A 17,962-nucleotide genomic window follows, 5' to 3' on the forward strand; every position below is an offset into this window, starting at 1 on the left:
AAGCATTGAAGGTTGGCCCCGAAACTTATGAAGGCGAGCTGGAGATGGATTTTGTATCTTGGAACGCTCGGGTCCTCAGAAGTAAAGGCCTCGATTTGCTGGTCATTAGCCGATTCCTCCAGCGAGGCGGGCTGATTCAGGCAGGGATTTCAATCGCAGCATTGCCAGCACGCCTAAAGCAGGCCCAGGAGCCAAAAACACAAATGCCCATCGCCACCCGAAGGCGCCCGCTAGTAACGGGATGAGCCAGATCGTTGCGACCGTGAGAATGAAGCCGATGGCAAGTTGCAGTGTCAGGGCTGTTCCCACATAAGATTGGTCCGCAAGCTCTGTCACCATTGCAGAAAACTGCGGCGAGTCCGCGACCACGGTGAACCCCCACACTAGGCCAACAAGGAAAAGCAGCCAGGGGGACGAGTCGAACAACAACCCGATGAGCACGCAGCAAGTCCCCGAAATAGCCATCATGAGGGCGGTCGTCCTAGTCCTGCCCCACCGATCTCCGAGGATGCCACCGACCCAACAGCCCACCCCCCCAGCGGCGATAACTGCGAATGTCGCGTAGGCCGCGGCCGGGCCAACCCTGATTCCCTTGGCTACCAGCGCTTCGGAGAAGAACGCCAAGAACCACGCATACATTGCAAACAGTTCCCACATGTGGCCGAAGTATCCAAACGAAGCGAGCCTAACCCCGCGATTCGCGAATACCCGCCACGTTTGCGTGGGATCGAACCTCGCCCTGGGGAAGGGAAAAGGGCCTTCCTTCACCGCGAACACTGTGATTACGCCTCCCCCGAGGGTCAGCACGCTGGTTACGTAGATGACCAGCCGCCAGTTCAGTCCACCGAGTCCGTTGATGAGATGGGGCATCGCTTGGCCGACGACTATCGCTCCAACGAGAATCCCTAGCGCGATACCGCGCCCCTTGCGGAACCACGTGCACATCAGCTTGAGGGCCGGCGGGTAGACGCCGGCGAGGAAAAAGCCTGTTGCGAAGCGCAATGCGATTCCGACTCCTGCTCCGCTTGCGACCTCCAGCAGTCCGTTCGCTGTGGCAGCCCCGACCGCTCCCCCCATGATCACATGCCTCGGCGGCACGACATCTGAGATGTTGAGTAGGCTCGAGACCAGTGCGCCGCACACAAAGCCGAGTTGAACCGCGATGGTGAGCCACGCGGCCGCACTTACGGAGAGCGCCCATTCCGCGCGCAGTTGAGGAATCACTGCGGCGGCCGAGAACCACGGCGTCATGGACAGGACAAGCGTGACGGCGAGCAGCGCCAGTGCACGCCATCGACCGGGACTCTGCTCTTGGAGGACGTCCTCGCTCATTCTCGTACTCCATCCTCAATGTTGAATCGCGGCCGGATATTAGCCTGAATATTGCGTCTCGCATTACGAGACACTGACGCGCTCTATGCCCCGCTTTGCAACTGCAGACCGACGCGATCGAGCACGCTTCAATACGGAGAATCGTCGCCGACATGACGAGACCCGAATTCGAACTATAGCGTGATCTCGAAGCCTGATTCCCTGTCTGCGAAGTGGAATCGAATCCGGTGCAACGCACCACGGCCGCCAAGAGCGAGGCCCAGGGCGCTCGCTTTTGGGGTTCTGCGACCCTCAGTCCCCCGCAGATCGGCGATGAATTTTTTTTGGTTCTGCGCGTATCCGCGGGGTAGGGCGACGGTCTCAAAGCGACCCCTTCTGAGTCATTCGAATACCTAGGACCGAAGGGCCGAAGGGCCGAGTCGGCCGAACCTCTGTCGTTGAAGCCATATGGCGCGAACGACTGGAGCAGGCCGCCTAGCGGCTCTTCGGTCAACGGTGCCTGAATCCTCGCTGATCGCCATAGCGGCCGCGTGGCCACTTTGTGCAGGAAAAATTCTTGAGAATCGCTAATTTTTGAGGAGGCGCCATAGGGTGGAGCGACCAATACCCAATCGTTTTGCGGCCTGGGTACGGTTTCCTCCACACTCCTTGAGAATCTCCTTCACATTGGCGATGGTCATACCAGAGAGCGTGGTGTCGGGCGGCTCCGGCATAGCGGCCAGTGAATCGTAGTGGTCCGGATCACGGTCGAGAAGTGCGGCCAGTTGTCTTGCTGGCACTGCCGCGCCGGCTTCGAGACAAGCCATGGCAACACGCTCGGCGAAGTTCTCGAGCTCGCGGACATTACCTGGCCAGGCATGTTGTCTGGCGACGACCAGGGCGGCAGGCAGGACAGTGTCAAGCAAGTCTGCAAGCTGCACCCGTCGCATCGCCGCACTTACCAGCGCCGTTGCGAGAGAGTCACGGTCCTCGGGGCGCTCGCGCAGTGGCGGCACCTGGACGCGCAGCACGCTAAGGCGATAGAAGAGATCTTTCCGAAAGGCGCCTTCGCGCACGCGCTCCCACAGGTCTCGATGCGTGGCGGCAACGATGCGGACATTGACCTGCAGGGTGTCGGTACCGCCGACTCGCGTCACTTCTCGCTCCTGCAAGACGCGTAGCAGCCGCGTTTGCAATAACGACGGCATCTCCGCCACCTCGTCGAGGAAGACCGTTCCCTCATTGGCGGCTTCGAATAGGCCCGCTTTACCGTTGCGCCGCGCGCCGGTGAAGGCGCCTTCTTCATAGCCAAAGAGTTCCGTCTCCAGCAGCGTCTCAGGCAATGCGCCGCAATTGACCGCCAGGAACGGGTGCCGCCGTCGGCGGCTGGCGTTATGCAGGCCTTGGGCAAGCAGTTCCTTGCCGACGCCGGTTGGCCCTGTGATCAGAACGGTAGCATCGCTGCGCTCGGCCGCAACTCGGCAACGGGTAATGGTGGCGGCCATGGCTGGCGAGGCGCCTACGATGTCCTCAAGCTTGTACCTGGCTGTTTGCGAGTGCGTGTACCGATGCGTTCGGAGCCTGTTAAAGGCCCTCTCGACGCGTGTCGGCTGGCGGAGCGTCAGTACCGCGCCAACGCGCACATTCCCTTCGTACAGCGGCGCTCGGTCAATGATTACCGTGCGTCCGTCGATCTCCTCAACGGCGCCGCTGTCATGCTCGCCATCTGACAGGGCACGTCCTGGACGCAAGGCAGGGAATGGTAGCGAGAGCGTTTTCCCGGTAGATGGGATGAGGGGACTGCCAACTAATTTCTCCGCTGCGGGATTGGCCGCGATCAGCCTGCCGGCGGCATCCAGCGCGACAACGCCATCGCCAAGGTGGTAAAGGACGCTGTTCAGCAGCGAATACCGCGAGCGCTCGACCGCTTTCGCGTTCGCCAGGGCGATCGCGTCTTCCAGCGCAAGCCGCACCGAGTCGACGGAATAGAGGAACACGCCTGCCATGCCCGCTGCGGCTGCCGCCTGCATGACTACGCCCGCGCCCACGACCACGCGCGTGTCCAGGCGCCGCAACTCGTCAATCACGTTGCGGACGTCCGGGGCAGACTCGTACGACCGAAAGGCAATTGGCAAAGCGAACACTTCCGCAAACTTCGCCATGTCATCACCGGCATCGCGGTGGAGCACCACGGCAAGGCGTTCGGAGATTGCCCTGGCCCGGACGATAGCGGCCATCACGTCATGGCCGCCGACGCGTACGGAGACCACCGGAATCGACAAGTGGCTGCGCAGGAATTCAGCATTTGCGCCGGCTGAAACCACGACGTCGCACGGCGCCGATTCCTGCCGACGCTGAATCTCGGCGAGCGCCTCATCAAAATGCGCGTCGACCACGCTCACTTGCGCGCGCGCGTGAAGCGCCGCACCCACGTCGCGGATGTGCTCGGCGAGCTGGTATGCGCTGACGCCAATGATCACGGGGCGGCGTGGCTTTGGGGGTTCTTCCATGAGAAGCGGCCGGGTGGCGTAAAGGGTGGGGGTAGTTTAGCGTTTCATTCGATCGTTTCAAAGTGAAACGGTAGCGTTCCAATGTGACTCAATCCTGTTTGTTCTCCGAGCGGCCCGGTGACACTAATTTTTCATTACAAATCAGTTGGTTACACGGAAGTTTGGGTTCGCTTCGGCATCTGGCATGGCCATTGCGCTCATGGGGTCACCTACGAACACACCGCAGGAAACCCATGAATCGCAGAGACTTCAACCGCATCGCCTTAACCTTGCTCGGCGCCGCCCCGCTAACGGTGGCGCGCGCCGCCGAACGCTATCCCGCGAAGCCGATTTCCCTTGTCGTCGCCTACAGCGCCGGCGGAAGCGCCGACTTGCGGGCACGCCAGGTGGGCCGCTTCATGAGCACTGCCTTGGCGCAACCGGTCGTCGTGGAAAACCGGCCCGGCGGCGCGGGAAACATCGGTACGCAGTACGTGGCACGGGCGAGGCCCGATGGCTACGTGCTTGGCATCGGCAACCTTGGCCCATTGAGCGTCAATCCTTCGCTGTTTGCCAACCTCTCGTTCGATCCAGCCAGGGACCTGACAATGATCGCGCTGATTGAGCGCGGCCCGCTGCTGCTGCTGGTCAGGCCGGATTCGCCGTACAGAACGGTGGCCGACTTGATACGGTCCGCCAAGGCCAGCCCCACCGGCTTGACTTATGGTTCCAGCGGAGCGGGCGGCGCGCATCATCTTTCCGGCGAATTGCTGAAGTCCATGACTGGCTGCAGCCTGGTACATATCCCTTACAAAGGCGGCGCCGGCGCGATGGTCGACCTACTGGGCGGCCGCCTTGATTTCCTGTTTGAGCCGATGTACTCGGCGCTGCCGGCAACACGTATGGGCAAGGTGCGCTCTCTGGCGATTACCAGCAAGGGGCGTTCGCCATTGCTTCCGGGCGTCCCAGCCATGAATGAGGCTGGCGTCCCCGGATTTCAGGTGGAGAACTGGCAGGGGCTGGTCGGCCCCGCTGGCCTGCCGACGCCCATCGTCCAGGTTCTCAACAAGACCGTCAATCAAGCGCTCGAGGACCGAGAGATTCGAGCCCTCCTGTTATCCCAGGGCAATGAGCCAGGCAGGGGGACGCCAGAGGCATTTGCAGCTTACGTCAAGGCGGAGAGAAGCCGCTGGCAACAACTGATCCGCGCCAGCGGAATCGAACCGAGCTGATTTACTGGACGCTTTTCTTTACACGCAACCAAATTTCCGAGAACGAAATGAAAGCTATCATGATCGAGAGCTATGGCGGCCCCGAAGTCTTGCAGCGCCGGGAAGTACCAGCACCGGAGCCCGGTCCCGGCGACATCGTTGTAAAAGTCGCCTTCGCCGGCATCAACTTCATGGATGTGCATACGCGTCAGGGCAAATATGCGATGTCGACGACTTACCCAGTGCGGCTCCCATGCACCTTGGGCATGGAGGGAGCCGGCGAGGTGGTCCATGTAGGTAGCGAAGTCAGCCGCTTCGCGCCCGGCGACCGGGTGGCATGGTGCATCGCATGGGGCAGCTATGCCGAGTACGCCCGGGTGCCGGCGGGGCTCGCGGTCCGGCTGCCCGACGACATCGCCTACGATCAGGCGGCGGCCAGTCTCTTCCAGGGCAGCACCGCCCACTATCTGCTCAACGAGGTGGCCAGGCTGCATGCCGGGCAGGCCTGCCTGGTGCACGCCGCCTCCGGCAACATCGGGCAGTTGCTCGTACAGATGGCCAAGGCCGCCGGCGTTACTGTTTTTGCGACGGGCAGCTCGCCGGAAAAGTGTGCCGTGGCACATCGCCTCGGCGCCGATCACGCCATGCTCTACGACCATGGCCGATTCGCCGACGCAATACGCGAGGCCACGCAGGGCCGTGGTGTTGATGTGGTATTTGACTCGGTGGGGAAAGCGACACTGCGCGACAGCTTCCGCGCCACGCGCAAGCGCGGGCTGGTGATCAACTACGGCAACGTTTCCGGATCGGTGGACGACCTGGACCCCATGGAGCTGGGGGAGAGCGGCTCATTGTTCCTGACCCGGCCTCGATTGGCAGACCACATGTCAGATCCTGAGACGGTACAGCGACGCGCGGATGACATCTTCGCGGCGCTCGCCTCAAAGCAAATCCATATTCCTATCGCGAACCGCTATGGCTTTGACGACGTGGAGCAGGCACATGCGATGATCGAGCAACGGCAGCAAATCGGCAAGTCCGTATTATCGATTGCTGTTTAGAGGCGGCACCGGATGGGCGCTTGCGGCGCCGACAATCCCCCGGGTCTCGATTGTGGCCGGCTGGCCTCCGCCCGCTGAAGGGCCGGAGAGCGGTTGTGAGCGGTCATCGAAGCTGAGGTTGCCGATCGTCTCTTGATCGGCCGACTCGGACTTCCAACTCCGCGACTTCGGATGACTCAAACTGGCCGGCTACCGCCATCGGGAATCCGCCAGCTTGAGCAGTAGCGGTTCGCCGTAGCGAGCAGAGCAGGGCAATCGCGAGGTCGGCGTACTGAGGCGCGGCGATAAAGTCCGATAACGTTGTGCTCGCGAATAATCGGGAGGCACGCTCCGATGCGTCGACGTCTTACGTGCTTCCGAGATCGGGGGGCACCGTCATCTCGGACTTCTCGCTCCCGGTTTCGCGCTGCCGCGCCAGTGCGGACTAAGCATTCCGGGCTGTCAGCTGATTACGCCGGCTGCCATAAACGTCGCCACACAATGATGAGCCAGACCGCTATTAGGTGTGCCACCGCTGCGGTTATACTCCGCGCTTCGCGCTCACACGCGAAGCTCAGGCAGCGAAGAAGTGCTTGCTAAAACTCCGCGCCGACACGAAGAAGGCAGCAAGAGGTCGCCTTCGGGTAACATCTCGCGCTCCACGCAAGGGCCGGAAGCTTAAGTGGTATAAGCCGTCGACTCATAATCGACTGATAGTGGGTTCGAGTCCCACCCGGCCCACCAATAATAATGGTTCTCGGCATGCGAGGGATAGCGGGATACAACGACACTGTCGAGTACCCGTGCTTCCCTACAGCGAACCGTTCATTGTCGAGAGGGCAGACCGCACCAGCTTACTCTGCCCACTGTGCATCCACCTCCCTCATCAAGTGCCCCGCGAGAATATAGTCCCCCAACTTCGCCGCCTTTGCCTCCAGGCTCTCTAGCTCATCTGCTGGCAAGTTGTTGAGCTCAAATTGACAGTACAGATTCCGCTGCCGGAACGTTGTCTTTGGTCGCAATAGGCCGGCAACGAGCGCAGCCGGCGAGCGGACGGCGATGTTTTCGTGCCCGCGATACTCGACGCGTATCCCAACCTTCTGGCCGAGCCTGCCGAGTTCAACAGCATCCTGCCAACCTGACTCGTAGTCCAACTCGACCACCGTTACTCCCTCTGTCTCCAGGAGCTTCAGTGCCTCCCCTCTGGTTCCAGCTCGAGCTGTCGCCATTCTGTCCTCCGCGCGCGCGGGCGTACGCGTATTTGCCAGCCGCAAACAGGGCGTGTGGCTATTCGTACGCTTCTTCGGCCCTGGTCCTATATTGCATGGCAACATTGTAAGGGGGCAGCTTCGTTCGCTTGCGGATTTCGGTGAACGTGATCAGCGGTTTCGGTGAACGTGATCAGGGAAGGAAGGTGGTACTGTGCGATCAGAAGAATGTAGCGTAGGTAATTTACGGTGCCGAATCAGGGATTCGACGACGGACGATGATGGCTGACATGGGCCGGCTACCGCCGTTGCGCTTCCGCATCCCCGGTCGACAACGGTTAGCCGCAGCATACGGACCAAGAAGTGCATGGGGCCGGCGTTGGCGGGACACGGCGATAGGGCACGAAACGAAGTCTTATCGAATGCTTCGCACGGCTTCGAGCATGGAGTGTCCTTGACTCGTCAGGCGGGGATAAACATTGCCGCTATCATGCCCGTGCTCCATCGTGACCAGTTTGTGGGCCAGCAAGCCGTCCAATTGATCTGGTTCGAGATCATCGATATCTTGCGCATCGCCAAGCAGTAGTAGCGCGGCGATTTCGTGCGGACTTAGCATGGCGGCCTCCTTTGCCGGCGTTTGCCGGGGTCGGAAAATGGAACCTACGACAGCTGGTCCGTGGATCGAATTCCACGAGGACGATGAGAACGGCAGTGAATGCATCGGTGCGAGGGACGCGCAGGAAGCGCACACCGGGTATTTACCGTAAACTCTTTTGTCGACGGAATCAAGCGACGCGTGTGTTGCGTCGCAGCAGGGTCAATCAATGCACCGGGGCATTTAAAGGCTGGTGAAGCCTCGACCAAGGGATTGTCGGCGACGGCCCACCGTGATACAAGATAGCCGCACATTTGGCGCAAGCCGGTGGCGTCATCTACAACTAGTCTTCCTTGGAACATTCAGAACATGGCAACAGGTACCGTCAAGTGGTTTAACGATGCAAAGGGTTTTGGGTTCATCACGCCGGACGACGGCAGCGATGACCTGTTCGCGCACTTCTCCGAGGTTCAGGGAAACGGCTTCAAATCACTTCAGGAAGGCCAGAAGGTCAGTTTTGAAGTCAAGCAAGGTCCCAAGGGGAAACAGGCAGCGAATATCAAACCGCTGTAAGATTTCCGCGCCGCAAACGCGTCCTGTCAGGGCAGCGATCGGGCGATGCGTGATCGCTGCGGGGCTGAAGTAGGGCGTCGAAAGGGGGCGTGTACTCCTCGCCTTTGCTCAGCGCTCAAGAAAGGGCCTCAACTTGTCAGCGCGACTGGGATGCATTAGCTTGCGCATCGCCTTGCTTTCAATCTGACGGATCCGCTCGCGGGTCACGTCGAACTGCTTGCCGACCTCTTCAAGCGTGTGGTCAGAGGTCGTATCGAGCCCGAATCGCATCCGCAGGACCTTGGCCTCACGCGGCGACAACTCGTCGAGTGCCTCATCGATCGCGGCGCGCATGTTCCCGTGAATCGCGGCCTCAGTTGGTGAACTCGCAGAGACATCCTCAATCATGTCACCGAGCGTCGCGTCGGCATCGTCGCCCACAGGGGTCTCGAGCGAGACAGGTTGCCTCGCGATCCTGAGGATACTGCGCACTTTTTCCTCGGACATCTCCATGCGCTCCGCGAGGATAGCGGGATGCGCTTCCTGTCCCGTCTGTTGCAGGAATTCGCGCGAAATCCGGTTCAGCTTGTTGACCATCTCGATCATATGCACCGGCACACGAATGGTGCGCGCCTGATCAGCAAGCGCGCGCGTGACGGCCTGACGGACCCACCAAGTGGCGTACGTCGAAAACTTCCAGCCGCGCCGGTATTCGAACTTGTCCACCGCCCTCATCAGGCCGATATTGCCTTCCTGGATCAGATCCAGGAACTGCATGCCGCGGTTGACGTATTTCTTGGCAATTGAAATGACAAGACGAAGATTCGCTTCGATCATCTCCCGCTTGGCCTGCCGCATTTTCAACTCCGCGGCAACCATCTGGCGGTTGATCTGCTTGAGCTGCTGGAGTGGCAGCGAGACCCGTGCCTCGATCTCGATGAGTTTCTGCTGCCCGGCCTGAATGGCCGGCAGATGTCGCTCAAGCGCCGTGCCAAAGTGCCGCGAAGTCGCCGCCATGCGGCAGGTCCATGTAAGGTCGGTCTCGTAGCCCGGGAACGACTCGACAAACACATCGCGTGGCATGCCGCAACGGTCGACGGTGATCTCCAGGATGCCGCGTTCGATCGCACGAACCTCAGTAGTCTGTGCGCGCACACTGGCGCACAGGCGGTCGATGGTTCTGGCCGTAAAGCGGATCGGCGCCAGTTCGCGCTGGATCGCCGAGCGCAATTGCGCAACGGCCGCGGAACGGGTTTTGCCAGTAACGGGTACATCCGGCAACTGCTCGAACAGTGCACGCACGCGCGCGAAAACCGCAAGACTGTCGCTCGTGAGTTGTTCGAGGCGGGCCGCGTTCGTTGTCTCCGGATCGCCGGCGTCCATTTCAACGTCGTCACGGTCTGGGTCATCGTCGGAGGCCTCTGCTTTCACTTCAACCTCTTCGGACTCCAGCGTCATTTCGCTTTCGTTCACGTCGTCGCTGATGCCAGCGACCAGTTCGTCGATACGCAGTTCGCCGGCAACGATGCGGTCCGCATCGACAAGAATCGTGGACACGACCGACGGACACGTGGCGATCGCCTGAATCATGTCCTGCAGGCCGTCTTCGATGCGTTTTGCGATCTCGATTTCGCCAGCGCGGGTCAGCAGTTCGCGGGCACCCATTTCACGCATGTACATCCGAACCGGATCAGTAGTGCGGCCGAATTCGGAATCGACGGTCGACAGTGCAGCTTCCGCTTCCTCGTCCGCCTGATCGTCGGATGCCGCGGCGGCCGCGGCATCGTTTAGCAGGAGCGTCTCTGCGTCCGGCGCCTGCTCGTACACGGCCACCCCCATGTCGCTGAACGTGCCGACGATCGTCTCCATCGCAGCAGTTTGCGTAAAGTTGTCGGGCAGGTGATCGTTGATGTCCGCGTGGGTGAGATAGCCGCGCTCACGGCCAAGCGCGATCAGCGCGCGCATCTGGCGTTGACGCTCCTCCTCCTGGCGCGCCATTGACGCGATGTCCAGCGGTATTGTGACGGCCTGGGTCTTTTCCTTTGGCGCGCGGCGGCCGGCTTTTGAAGTAACTGCGATCACGCGGGACACTGAATTGTCGCGAACTGGCTTTGCCAATACATTCTCCTCGACAGGTTGGCCGACGATCGTCGCGGACATGACGGCAGGTCAATTAGCCTGTCGGGGTGCGAACGAAATCGTGGAATGACGCACGGACAGTCGAGGCCGGGATGCCTCTCGCGGAATTCGGTGTGCACAGAATGGGGATCGTTAGATCATACCCGACGACGTTGTGCGACGCAATATTCGGTGGGTAGAGATGTTGCCCGAACTCGTCGAGGAAGGCCGAAAGATTCTCCTGTTCTCGCGGTTCACCAGCATGCTCGAGCTCGTTGCCACCGCGCTCGACGAGGCGCATGTCCCGTACCGGTGCTCACGGGCAATACCATCACCTGTTTCTGCGAAGGGCACGTCCGGAGATCGTCCGGACCGGCACCGTGCACCTTCGGATCACAAGCAAGATCCGCGTCTGGGGGCGGGAGCCGCGAAACGTGGGAAGTAGGGAAAGATCATAGGCGCAACACGCAGCGCACCAGCCGCTGCCACGCCAATGTGACACCGAACAATGCACCAAGGATCCAGCGAAAGCCAAGGATCCAGCCAAAGGCACCTTTGGCCAGGAAGCCACAGCCACCACCTAAAGTGAGCAGAATGGTCGAGGTAGTAGCCCGCTAGGACCAGGCCAAGATCGGCTTGCGTTTTGTTGTTTTGGCGAATGTACCAAATACCAATGAGAAAGCGGTGCGGAAGAGGGTGGCATCTCGGCCGTCGGCTGATCGCACCGGTTGGATGCAACTCAAAGAAGAAACTGAGCTCTATTATGTAACGCCACTCGTGCGGTTATACTCCGCGCTTCACTCACAACTATGATTAACCAACATGGTCGCAGCAACTAAAACGACGCGGGTAAGTGCAACTGCCAAGGGAAAACCTGCCGCAAAGAAGGTGGCCGTGCCAACGAAAAAGGCCAGCGTGCTTGCCCGTGAGGCACAGGCAGCGAAGAAGCGCTTGCTGAAGCTGCGCGCTGACACGAAGAAGGCAATTGAAGCGGCTAAGCGCGAGATTGCCCAGGCCGTGGAAGCCGCAAAGGCCGCGGCCCGCTTTGAAAAGCAAGCCGCAAAGGACAAGCTCGCGGCGAAGAAGGCGAAGGCTGCAGGCGCCAAGAAGGCGACGGGCAACAAAGCTTCCGCAACGAAAGCGGCGGCGAAAAAGGCCGCCCCCGGTACCAAGGGCAAGGTCGCCGCGAAAGCAGTTCCGAAGGCGGCCGCAGTGAAATCTGCGCCGAAGAAGCGGGCTTCGGCGAAGAAGGTGGTTCCGGCTGTAGCATCGCCTGAAGCGTCGGCGTGATCGTTGCTTCGGCTGGTAACGCGATGTCGCCAACCAGCTGATTGATGACAAGATGCTGTGGAAAGCTGAGGCGTAAGAACTTGGCGTCGGCTTTCCCCTTCCAATTGGGCCTTTTTCATGCTTCGTTAAAGCAGCGGACTCATAATCCGTTGGTGCCGTGTTCGACTCACGGGAGGCCCACCACGCAACCATTGGCTTCCATCCGTCAGGTTTGCTTCTTTAGCCTGGACTAGACCGCGACCGGAGGTCTTGATGTGTCTTGGTAGCGACACTGCGCTTCCTCTGACTGGTGCAATTCGCCCGGGCTATGTGGGAAGCCCAACCGCCGTCGCTCAACGTATATGAAGCGTCGCTGTGATGGGAACTGATGCAAACGCGTACCCGTTTCTGCGATCCGCAGCCGACGTCATCGGGTGCGGATGTCGCCCAGCCTCACTTCAAGCCGACATCTATATGAAGTCCGCTTTGACGCTAACAGCGAAGCCATACATTAATACAAACAGTCCACGCGATTTCAATCAGCCATCAGCTTCATTCGTAAGTCTTAGAGGACGAATACCTTGCAGATGGTCTTTGGAATGCGTATAAGTCAATTGTGACTGAACAATCGGAGGCAAAAATGGCAACGTATCAGGATTTGTTGGCGCAGAAGCAAGCGTTGGAAGCCAAAATCGAAGAAGCGCGTTCGACTGAGGTCGCGGGCGTCATCGAACAGATTCGCGAGCTGATGGTTCGGTATAGCCTGTCGCCGGAAGACATAGCGCCGCGTCGTCGTCGGGGCCGGCCCACAAGTACAGCGTCCGCGGCCACCGAGAAAGCACCGCTTCCGCCGAAGTACATGGATCCCAAAACCGGCAAAACCTGGTCGGGACGTGGCCGGACGCCGGCGTGGCTGGGCAAACGGCCTGAGCGTTTCCTTATCCAGCAGGAATGATCGATTGCACGCGCGTCGTCCCTTGAATGACGACGACTCAGTCGACTCTCCACGAGACTGTGCGCATCAATGTGTCTGGACCGGTAGTTGAGAGCCGCAGAACGTCCATGAAGAAATCATCGGGCAACTGGTGAGTTGCCCGTGCCCAGTATCGTCCAGTCGTCTATGCCAGGCAATCGGCCTGTCCACAAAGGGGCGCTCACCCAAAAAAAGCCCGCGTCACCGGGGGCGGCGACGCGGACGGTAGCAGGACTGCCCAGGCATGATACGACGCCGCAAAAAATTCTTAAGTCTGAATTAAGCCAAAATTAACATCCATTTTCCCCGAGAGAAGGCTTCCACGGCACAATGGCAAAGTGGAGCCATCACTTTCAAGCGTGAAAATGATCTACGCATCTCTTGCTCTAAGTGATCTAAACGTTATTTTGGAAGGCGTCCCATTGGACGGGGTGGCCAGCCAGAAATGCCGCCCGAACGGCATCGCCGTCGCTCATGACGGCGCGGCACCAATGCCGCGGCTGGCCGCGCTCGATTGTCCGCTCTAGGAGGGCTGGTGACCGCTTGATCGAGCGGCCACCCACTTGTGGCTTTATGGACGGTCGAGCTTCCGGAATGCGTTGAAATGCCGCAGCGCATTCTGGAAGTGGCCCAACTCCTGATGCAAACGCGCTGCGTTGTAGTGGGCATCGGCATCATCAGGCGCAAGTTCAATGCATCGTTCATATGCCGCCAGAGCTGACTGCAGGGCGCCGACATCCTCGCGTGCAACCCCCAGGTTGAAATGCAACTGCGGCGCGTTCGGAAGCACTGACAATGCCCCTTCATAGAGCCTGATGGCTTCGTCGAAGCGTTCTTGGTCTGCCAACATGCACCCAAGGTTCAGGTAGGCGTTCAGCATTCCTGGCGAGATCTCTAAGGCGCGTCGGTACGCCGCTTCAGCCGCATCCGCGTCGACAGGTTCAAGTGCATAGCCTCGCGCAAAGGCTTCCTCGGCGGTCGCTTGGTTGGCACGCGTTCGCGTTAGATCAACGACTCGCACATCGGCTTCATCCGGTCCGAACTCGATCAGACGTTGGCCGCTCTCGACAAGCCACGCGCCGTGCCGGTCCCATGCCGATATTTTTCCGCTGCTTGCGGAGATTCGCAGCGCCGATAGGTGCCGGTTCGGTGTGAGCCGTTCGAGACGACGCAGCGCCCGCAGAATCCGTGCGGGCGCAACGCTCGATCTGTGCAGAGATTCGGCGGTGCGAATCAGAACCACGTCCTGGAAAGAGAAGACGTACTGACCGCGTGGGCCTCGTGCAGGAGTGACCAGCCCGGCCGCTACCAGACTGGAGATCAGCCGGCGCGAAGCGCCCAGGCGCGTCTCCAAATCGCGCGTGGTCAACCCTTCGCCGTGGTTCATGCCGACTTTTTGGTGTTGCGTCGGATCGGGGTCGGCTCAGAAGGCGCTGTGCCCCGCTTACCGGCTCTGCGGGAAGTTGACGGCTCGGCGGCCTTCGCTCTGCCCGCGGGCGCTCCCTTCTTGGACAGACTCGCGCGAAGTGCATCCATCAGATCGATGACCTGCCCGCCAGCGGTGACTTCAACCGGTTCGGGCGATACGATTTGCTTGCCGGCGATCTTCGCGTCGATGGCGGCGAGAATCCTGACTTTCTCCTCGTCCTTGTACTGGGCCGGATCGTATTGGCCTTCCGAGGCTTGCTCGATAAGCTGCATCGCCAACTTTAGCTCCGCATCTGAGACTGCCACTTCCTCGATATGCAGTTCGGCGATGTTGCGGACTTCATCCGCGAACAACAGTTGCTGGAACACCAGGCCGCCCTCGACCGGTCGGATCTGCACGATATGCGATTTGCCTTTCGAGGCCCACTTCGCAATGGCACAGCGACCGGTCTTCGACATGGCCTCGCGTAGAAGGCTGTACGGCTTACCGCCGCGCTTATCTGGAGCGATGAAGTACGCCTTGTCGTAATACAGAGGATCCACACTGTGCTCGGGAATGAACGCAACGATATCGACCATGTGGCTGGCGCTCTCTTCCAAGGCTTTGAGTTCATCGGGGGAGAACGTCACGAAGCGATCTTTCTCAAACTCGTAGCCCTTCACCATGTCTGCACGCTCGACAACCTTTTGGGTCTGCTCGGAAACGTACTGTTGTTTCAGCCGCGCGCCGTCTTTGCTCAGTAAGTTGAAGCGCACGGCAGAACTTGTCTCGGTGGCGGTGTAGAGCTTGACGGGGATGGACACCAGGCCGAACGACAGAGACAAAGAGGCGAGGGATCGTGCAGGCATTGGATACTCCACAGTACAGATGCGCCAGCATTCAGCTTAATCGTTCGATGGCGGCGGTCAAACTTTGGCGTGCCTCCCAGTAAGACTGCCAGGGATCCGCCACTTGGAAACTGAGGTATTCCCGGGCGTCGCGGATAGTCCACTGAGCGCCACTTTTCAGCTTGGTAAGCTGCTCCCAGGACACCGGGATGGAGACACCGAGCCCTGGCCGCGCTCGAGCCGAGAACGCGGCTGCGGTGGTTTGCGAGAAGCCGTTGCGCAGATAATCCACGAAAATCCGCCCCTTGCGGTTGGCCGCCCCAGAGCGGGCGGTGAAGCGCTGGGGCAGGGTGACCGCCAAGTGCTTGACGGCGGCCCGCGAAAACGCCTTCACTTCATCGTAGGAACGCTGCGGCGCCAGTGGCACGGCGACGTGCAGCCCCTTGCCGCCGCTCGTTTTCAACCAGGACTGCAGCCCCAGTTCATCCAGCAGCGTGCGCACCAGCATGGCGGCTTCGACCATCGTCTCCCATGCAATCCCTTCGCCAGGATCGAGGTCGAAAATGACTCGGTCGGGACACGCTATGTGGCGGGCCGTCGAATTCCACGTATGAAACTCAACCGCATTCATCTGGGCAGCGGCGACGATTGCTTCTGCCGAATCAGCAGTGAGTAATGCGGCATGGCCGGGCCAAAGGGATTGGGGTTGCTCGGTGAGGCCGGGCATCGCCGTTTCCGCGTGCTTCTGAAAGAACGTCGGCGCATCAATGCCATCCGGCGCGCGCACCAAGGATAGCGGCCGATCTTTGAGGTGGGGCAGCATCCGCTCCGCCACGCTCTCGTAGTAGCGAACCAACTCGACCTTCGTGATACCTGTGGATTTGTCGATGACACGGTCCGGATTGGTGACCTTGATGGCGCTCACACCGTGCGGCGTCACGGTAGTCTGGATCGCCTCTCGCCGGATCGACTTAGCTGGATGATCGGCGCGCAGGCCTTTGAACGAGGCTTGACGCACCTGGCCTTCAGGGGTCCAATCGGAAAACTCAACTTCTGCAACGAGGGTGGGTTTTACCCAACGAACAGCGGCTTCTCGACCTCCACCCCATCGCCGGCTGGAATGCGCCTCCGTCGAAAAGGGACTTCGGTCAACCTCCAAGGCGGCCAAGCGCCTCCTGAGCTCTGTCGCCGTCGCGCTGTCCCAGCCGGTTCCAACGCCGCCGACGTAACGGAGTTCCCTGTGCGCATACACACCAAGCAATAGCTTGCCTACCTCGGCTGCCGCACCACTGCGGTCCGAGAACCCGCCAATCACAAACTCCTGACGCAGTTTGCATTTGGCCTTCAGCCACGTCTGCGTGCGCGCGGAAACATAGGAGGCGTCCGCCCGCTTGAACATCAAGCCTTCGAGACCGAGCTGGCACGCCGCCTGGAAGATCTGCGCCGGGGGGGCATCGAAGGCCTCGCTAAAGCGCACGCGTTCGGAGCGATCTCCGACAAGCTCCCCCAGCTTAGCCCGACGCTGGGCCAGGGGCACGTTGCGCAAATCCCGGCCTTCCCAGAAGGGTAGATCGAAGGCGAAGAAGACGATTGCGTCGCTGCGATGCCCGTCGATGGCGTTCTGCAAGGCATTGAAATCTGGCATGCCATCGCGCAGCACGACGATCTCGCCGTCCAGCCAGCCTTCCGAGATGTCGAGCTTCTCGATCTCCGCGGCCAGCGAACGCAGCATCCGGGTCCAGTCATGCCCATTGCGGGTAAAGAGCGTCACCCGGGCGTCGGAGATCCTGGCCAGGATGCGATAGCCGTCGAACTTGGTTTCGATGACCCACCCGGTACCAGTCGGAAGTGCGGGTGCCGGGTTCGCAAGCTGTGGCCCGAGCTTAGCCGGCAAGGGGGCGAGCGGGGCGTCCGTGATGGCGGAATCGGAAGCCATTTCGGTTGAGCCCTGTGACGTCTGAGTCAGCGTACCCAGTGGCTTTGCGATGACGCTATCCGGCAAAGCTGCCAACACGTCGAACTCCGCCAGTGGTCGCGCCCAGGCATCTCGCTTCTTGAACAGGATCCACTGTTCTGATTGGTCACCGGGCTTGGCGATGCGTACCAGTTCCCAACGACCTGCCAGCTTTTCTCCATACAGGTCGAAGAGCAACTTGCCTGCGGCCATACCTTCACGCGGATCGCCGATTGGCTCCCACGTGCCACGATCCCAGACGATCACCGAGCCGGCGCCATACTGTTTGGCCGGGATCTCTCCCTCAAAATTGGCATAGTCGAGCGGGTGGTCCTCCACATGGACCGCGATGCGCTTTTCGCTGGGATCGCAGCTAGGGCCCTTGGGCACTGCCCAACTGAGCAGAACACCATCGAGTTCAAGCCGGAAGTCATAGTGCAGCCGCCGTGCCCAATGCTTCTGGACCACGAAACGTAACGGATTGGCCTTTTGGAGCCGCTGTCGTGTTCCCGCCGGCTCTGAAGTGACGCTGAAGTTGCGCTTCTTCTGATAGCGGTCGAGGTTGGGCGATCGCTCTGCAGTGCGAGCTCTAGCCTTTGACGTCCCTGGGGTCGTTGCCATAGGCATTTCGCATCCGGATCGCTACTTCCCTTCCATGGACGATCAGCTCGGCCTGCAGTCTTTTTGCCAGCGTCGTCCCGGAGCTAATCGCTGCGTCCTCGCTGTCGAATGTGGGAGTGTTCTCTGCGCCACCTCCACTTCAACCTTCCGTTGGTCGCTGCTTGGCACCACATGAACATTTGACATGTCGGCTCCTCGGGTTGCCATATTGCTGCAGTCTAGGCCGCTCTCTCAATGCGATGTAGAAGGCAGCGTCTGACAGGTATGCTCGGAAGGCCTGCCGTGCAACCGGCGTGCTCACCCATTTTCAAGAAGGGGGGCCCTCCAGGGTCAGGCCGGCGCCACTAGAATGGCTTATTCGGCCA

General features: G+C 60.3%; 15 protein-coding genes and 2 tRNA genes. 8 read left to right on the plus strand and 9 right to left on the minus strand.

Annotation, left to right across the window (positions count from 1 at the left end):
- Positions 1-105: 105 nt before the first annotated feature.
- Positions 106-1,332, minus strand: coding sequence for an MFS transporter (locus tag CNE_RS33810; protein ID WP_013959249.1), 1,227 nt, complete (start codon positions 1,330-1,332; stop codon positions 106-108).
- Positions 1,333-1,898: 566 nt separating this feature from the next.
- Positions 1,899-3,821, minus strand: a complete 1,923-nt coding sequence (prpR, locus tag CNE_RS33815) for a propionate catabolism operon regulatory protein PrpR (protein ID WP_013959250.1) — start codon at positions 3,819-3,821, stop codon at positions 1,899-1,901.
- Positions 3,822-4,054: 233 nt separating this feature from the next.
- Between prpR and CNE_RS33820 the strand changes: the two genes are divergently transcribed.
- From CNE_RS33820 to CNE_RS33830, 3 genes are all read left to right on the plus strand, one after another.
- A complete protein-coding gene (locus CNE_RS33820) occupies positions 4,055-5,032 on the plus strand; it encodes a Bug family tripartite tricarboxylate transporter substrate binding protein (protein ID WP_013959251.1) in 978 nt (325 codons plus the stop codon).
- A 47-nt stretch (positions 5,033-5,079) separates the two neighbouring features.
- Positions 5,080-6,072 (plus strand): quinone oxidoreductase family protein, encoded by a 993-nt coding sequence (locus CNE_RS33825; RefSeq protein ID WP_013959252.1) that lies wholly within the window; start codon positions 5,080-5,082, stop codon positions 6,070-6,072.
- A gap of 646 nt (positions 6,073-6,718) precedes the next feature.
- Positions 6,719-6,795 (plus strand) — tRNA-Ile (locus tag CNE_RS33830).
- 110 nt (positions 6,796-6,905) lie between these two features.
- Here the strand turns inward: CNE_RS33830 and CNE_RS33835 are convergent.
- Positions 6,906-7,280 carry a hypothetical protein gene (locus CNE_RS33835; protein WP_013959253.1) on the minus strand — a complete coding sequence of 125 codons (375 nt, stop codon included), beginning with the start codon at positions 7,278-7,280 and terminating at the stop codon, positions 6,906-6,908.
- Positions 7,281-7,674: 394 nt separating this feature from the next.
- Positions 7,675-7,875: a hypothetical protein gene (locus CNE_RS40060; RefSeq protein WP_080569644.1), complete on the minus strand. Its 201-nt coding sequence runs from the start codon at positions 7,873-7,875 to the stop codon at positions 7,675-7,677.
- A 348-nt stretch (positions 7,876-8,223) separates the two neighbouring features.
- Here CNE_RS40060 and CNE_RS33840 point away from each other — a divergent pair, with 348 nt between their 5' ends.
- Positions 8,224-8,427 (plus strand): cold-shock protein, encoded by a 204-nt coding sequence (locus CNE_RS33840; protein WP_013959255.1) that lies wholly within the window; start codon positions 8,224-8,226, stop codon positions 8,425-8,427.
- Positions 8,428-8,535: 108 nt separating this feature from the next.
- Here CNE_RS33840 and rpoD read toward each other — a convergent pair whose 3' ends face one another.
- Positions 8,536-10,566: an RNA polymerase sigma factor RpoD gene (gene rpoD, locus CNE_RS33845; RefSeq protein WP_085959711.1), complete on the minus strand. Its 2,031-nt coding sequence runs from the start codon at positions 10,564-10,566 to the stop codon at positions 8,536-8,538.
- Between the two features lie 780 nt (positions 10,567-11,346).
- On the opposite strand from rpoD, the gene CNE_RS33850 reads away from it, so the two are divergent.
- The 4 genes from CNE_RS33850 to CNE_RS41620 all read left to right on the plus strand — a co-directional run bounded on the left by CNE_RS33850 (position 11,347) and on the right by CNE_RS41620 (position 13,293).
- The gene (locus CNE_RS33850) at positions 11,347-11,814 is read left to right on the plus strand and encodes a hypothetical protein (protein ID WP_013959257.1); all 468 of its coding nucleotides are present in this window, start codon (positions 11,347-11,349) and stop codon (positions 11,812-11,814) included.
- A 106-nt stretch (positions 11,815-11,920) separates the two neighbouring features.
- Positions 11,921-11,997: transfer RNA gene (locus CNE_RS33855), tRNA-Ile, on the plus strand.
- A 436-nt stretch (positions 11,998-12,433) separates the two neighbouring features.
- Positions 12,434-12,748, plus strand: coding sequence for an H-NS histone family protein (locus CNE_RS33860; protein ID WP_013959258.1), 315 nt, complete (start codon positions 12,434-12,436; stop codon positions 12,746-12,748).
- 377 nt (positions 12,749-13,125) lie between these two features.
- Positions 13,126-13,293, plus strand: a complete 168-nt coding sequence (locus CNE_RS41620) for a hypothetical protein (protein ID WP_158310043.1) — start codon at positions 13,126-13,128, stop codon at positions 13,291-13,293.
- Between the two features lie 44 nt (positions 13,294-13,337).
- Here CNE_RS41620 and CNE_RS33865 read toward each other — a convergent pair whose 3' ends face one another.
- The 4 genes from CNE_RS33865 to CNE_RS43230 are packed head-to-tail and all read right to left on the minus strand — an operon-like array spanning position 13,338 to position 17,685.
- On the minus strand, positions 13,338-14,153 hold the full coding sequence (locus tag CNE_RS33865) for a tetratricopeptide repeat protein (RefSeq protein WP_013954363.1): 816 nt from the start codon (positions 14,151-14,153) through the stop codon (positions 13,338-13,340).
- The gene (ku, locus tag CNE_RS33870; protein ID WP_013959259.1) at positions 14,150-15,043 is read right to left on the minus strand and encodes a non-homologous end joining protein Ku; all 894 of its coding nucleotides are present in this window, start codon (positions 15,041-15,043) and stop codon (positions 14,150-14,152) included. The genes CNE_RS33865 and ku overlap by 4 nt, the downstream gene beginning before the upstream one ends.
- 31 nt (positions 15,044-15,074) lie before the next feature.
- The gene (gene ligD, locus CNE_RS33875; protein ID WP_041229060.1) at positions 15,075-17,597 is read right to left on the minus strand and encodes a DNA ligase D; all 2,523 of its coding nucleotides are present in this window, start codon (positions 17,595-17,597) and stop codon (positions 15,075-15,077) included.
- The gene (locus tag CNE_RS43230) at positions 17,566-17,685 is read right to left on the minus strand and encodes a hypothetical protein (protein WP_080569685.1); all 120 of its coding nucleotides are present in this window, start codon (positions 17,683-17,685) and stop codon (positions 17,566-17,568) included. Before CNE_RS43230 ends, ligD begins: the two co-directional genes overlap by 32 nt.
- Positions 17,686-17,962 lie beyond the last annotated feature (277 nt).

Source organism: Cupriavidus necator N-1, assembly GCF_000219215.1.
Lineage (GTDB): Bacteria > Pseudomonadota > Gammaproteobacteria > Burkholderiales > Burkholderiaceae > Cupriavidus > Cupriavidus necator.

Excerpts from the sequence above, each read along its gene's own strand:
- CNE_RS33840 (WP_013959255.1), top strand. The coding sequence starts at position 8,224 with ATGGCAACAGGTACCGTCAAGTGGTTTAACGATGCAAAGGGTTTTGGG.
- rpoD (WP_085959711.1), bottom strand. The coding sequence starts at position 10,566 with ATGTCCGCGACGATCGTCGGCCAACCTGTCGAGGAGAATGTATTGGCA.
- CNE_RS33860 (WP_013959258.1), top strand. The coding sequence starts at position 12,434 with ATGGCAACGTATCAGGATTTGTTGGCGCAGAAGCAAGCGTTGGAAGCC.
- CNE_RS33825 (WP_013959252.1), top strand. The coding sequence starts at position 5,080 with ATGAAAGCTATCATGATCGAGAGCTATGGCGGCCCCGAAGTCTTGCAG.
- ku (WP_013959259.1), bottom strand. The coding sequence starts at position 15,043 with ATGCCTGCACGATCCCTCGCCTCTTTGTCTCTGTCGTTCGGCCTGGTG.
- CNE_RS33820 (WP_013959251.1), top strand. The coding sequence starts at position 4,055 with ATGAATCGCAGAGACTTCAACCGCATCGCCTTAACCTTGCTCGGCGCC.
- CNE_RS33865 (WP_013954363.1), bottom strand. The coding sequence starts at position 14,153 with ATGAACCACGGCGAAGGGTTGACCACGCGCGATTTGGAGACGCGCCTG.
- CNE_RS33850 (WP_013959257.1), top strand. The coding sequence starts at position 11,347 with ATGGTCGCAGCAACTAAAACGACGCGGGTAAGTGCAACTGCCAAGGGA.
- CNE_RS33835 (WP_013959253.1), bottom strand. The coding sequence starts at position 7,280 with ATGGCGACAGCTCGAGCTGGAACCAGAGGGGAGGCACTGAAGCTCCTG.
- CNE_RS33810 (WP_013959249.1), bottom strand. The coding sequence starts at position 1,332 with ATGAGCGAGGACGTCCTCCAAGAGCAGAGTCCCGGTCGATGGCGTGCA.
- ligD (WP_041229060.1), bottom strand. The coding sequence starts at position 17,597 with ATGGCAACGACCCCAGGGACGTCAAAGGCTAGAGCTCGCACTGCAGAG.
- CNE_RS40060 (WP_080569644.1), bottom strand. The coding sequence starts at position 7,875 with ATGCTAAGTCCGCACGAAATCGCCGCGCTACTACTGCTTGGCGATGCG.
- prpR (WP_013959250.1), bottom strand. The coding sequence starts at position 3,821 with ATGGAAGAACCCCCAAAGCCACGCCGCCCCGTGATCATTGGCGTCAGC.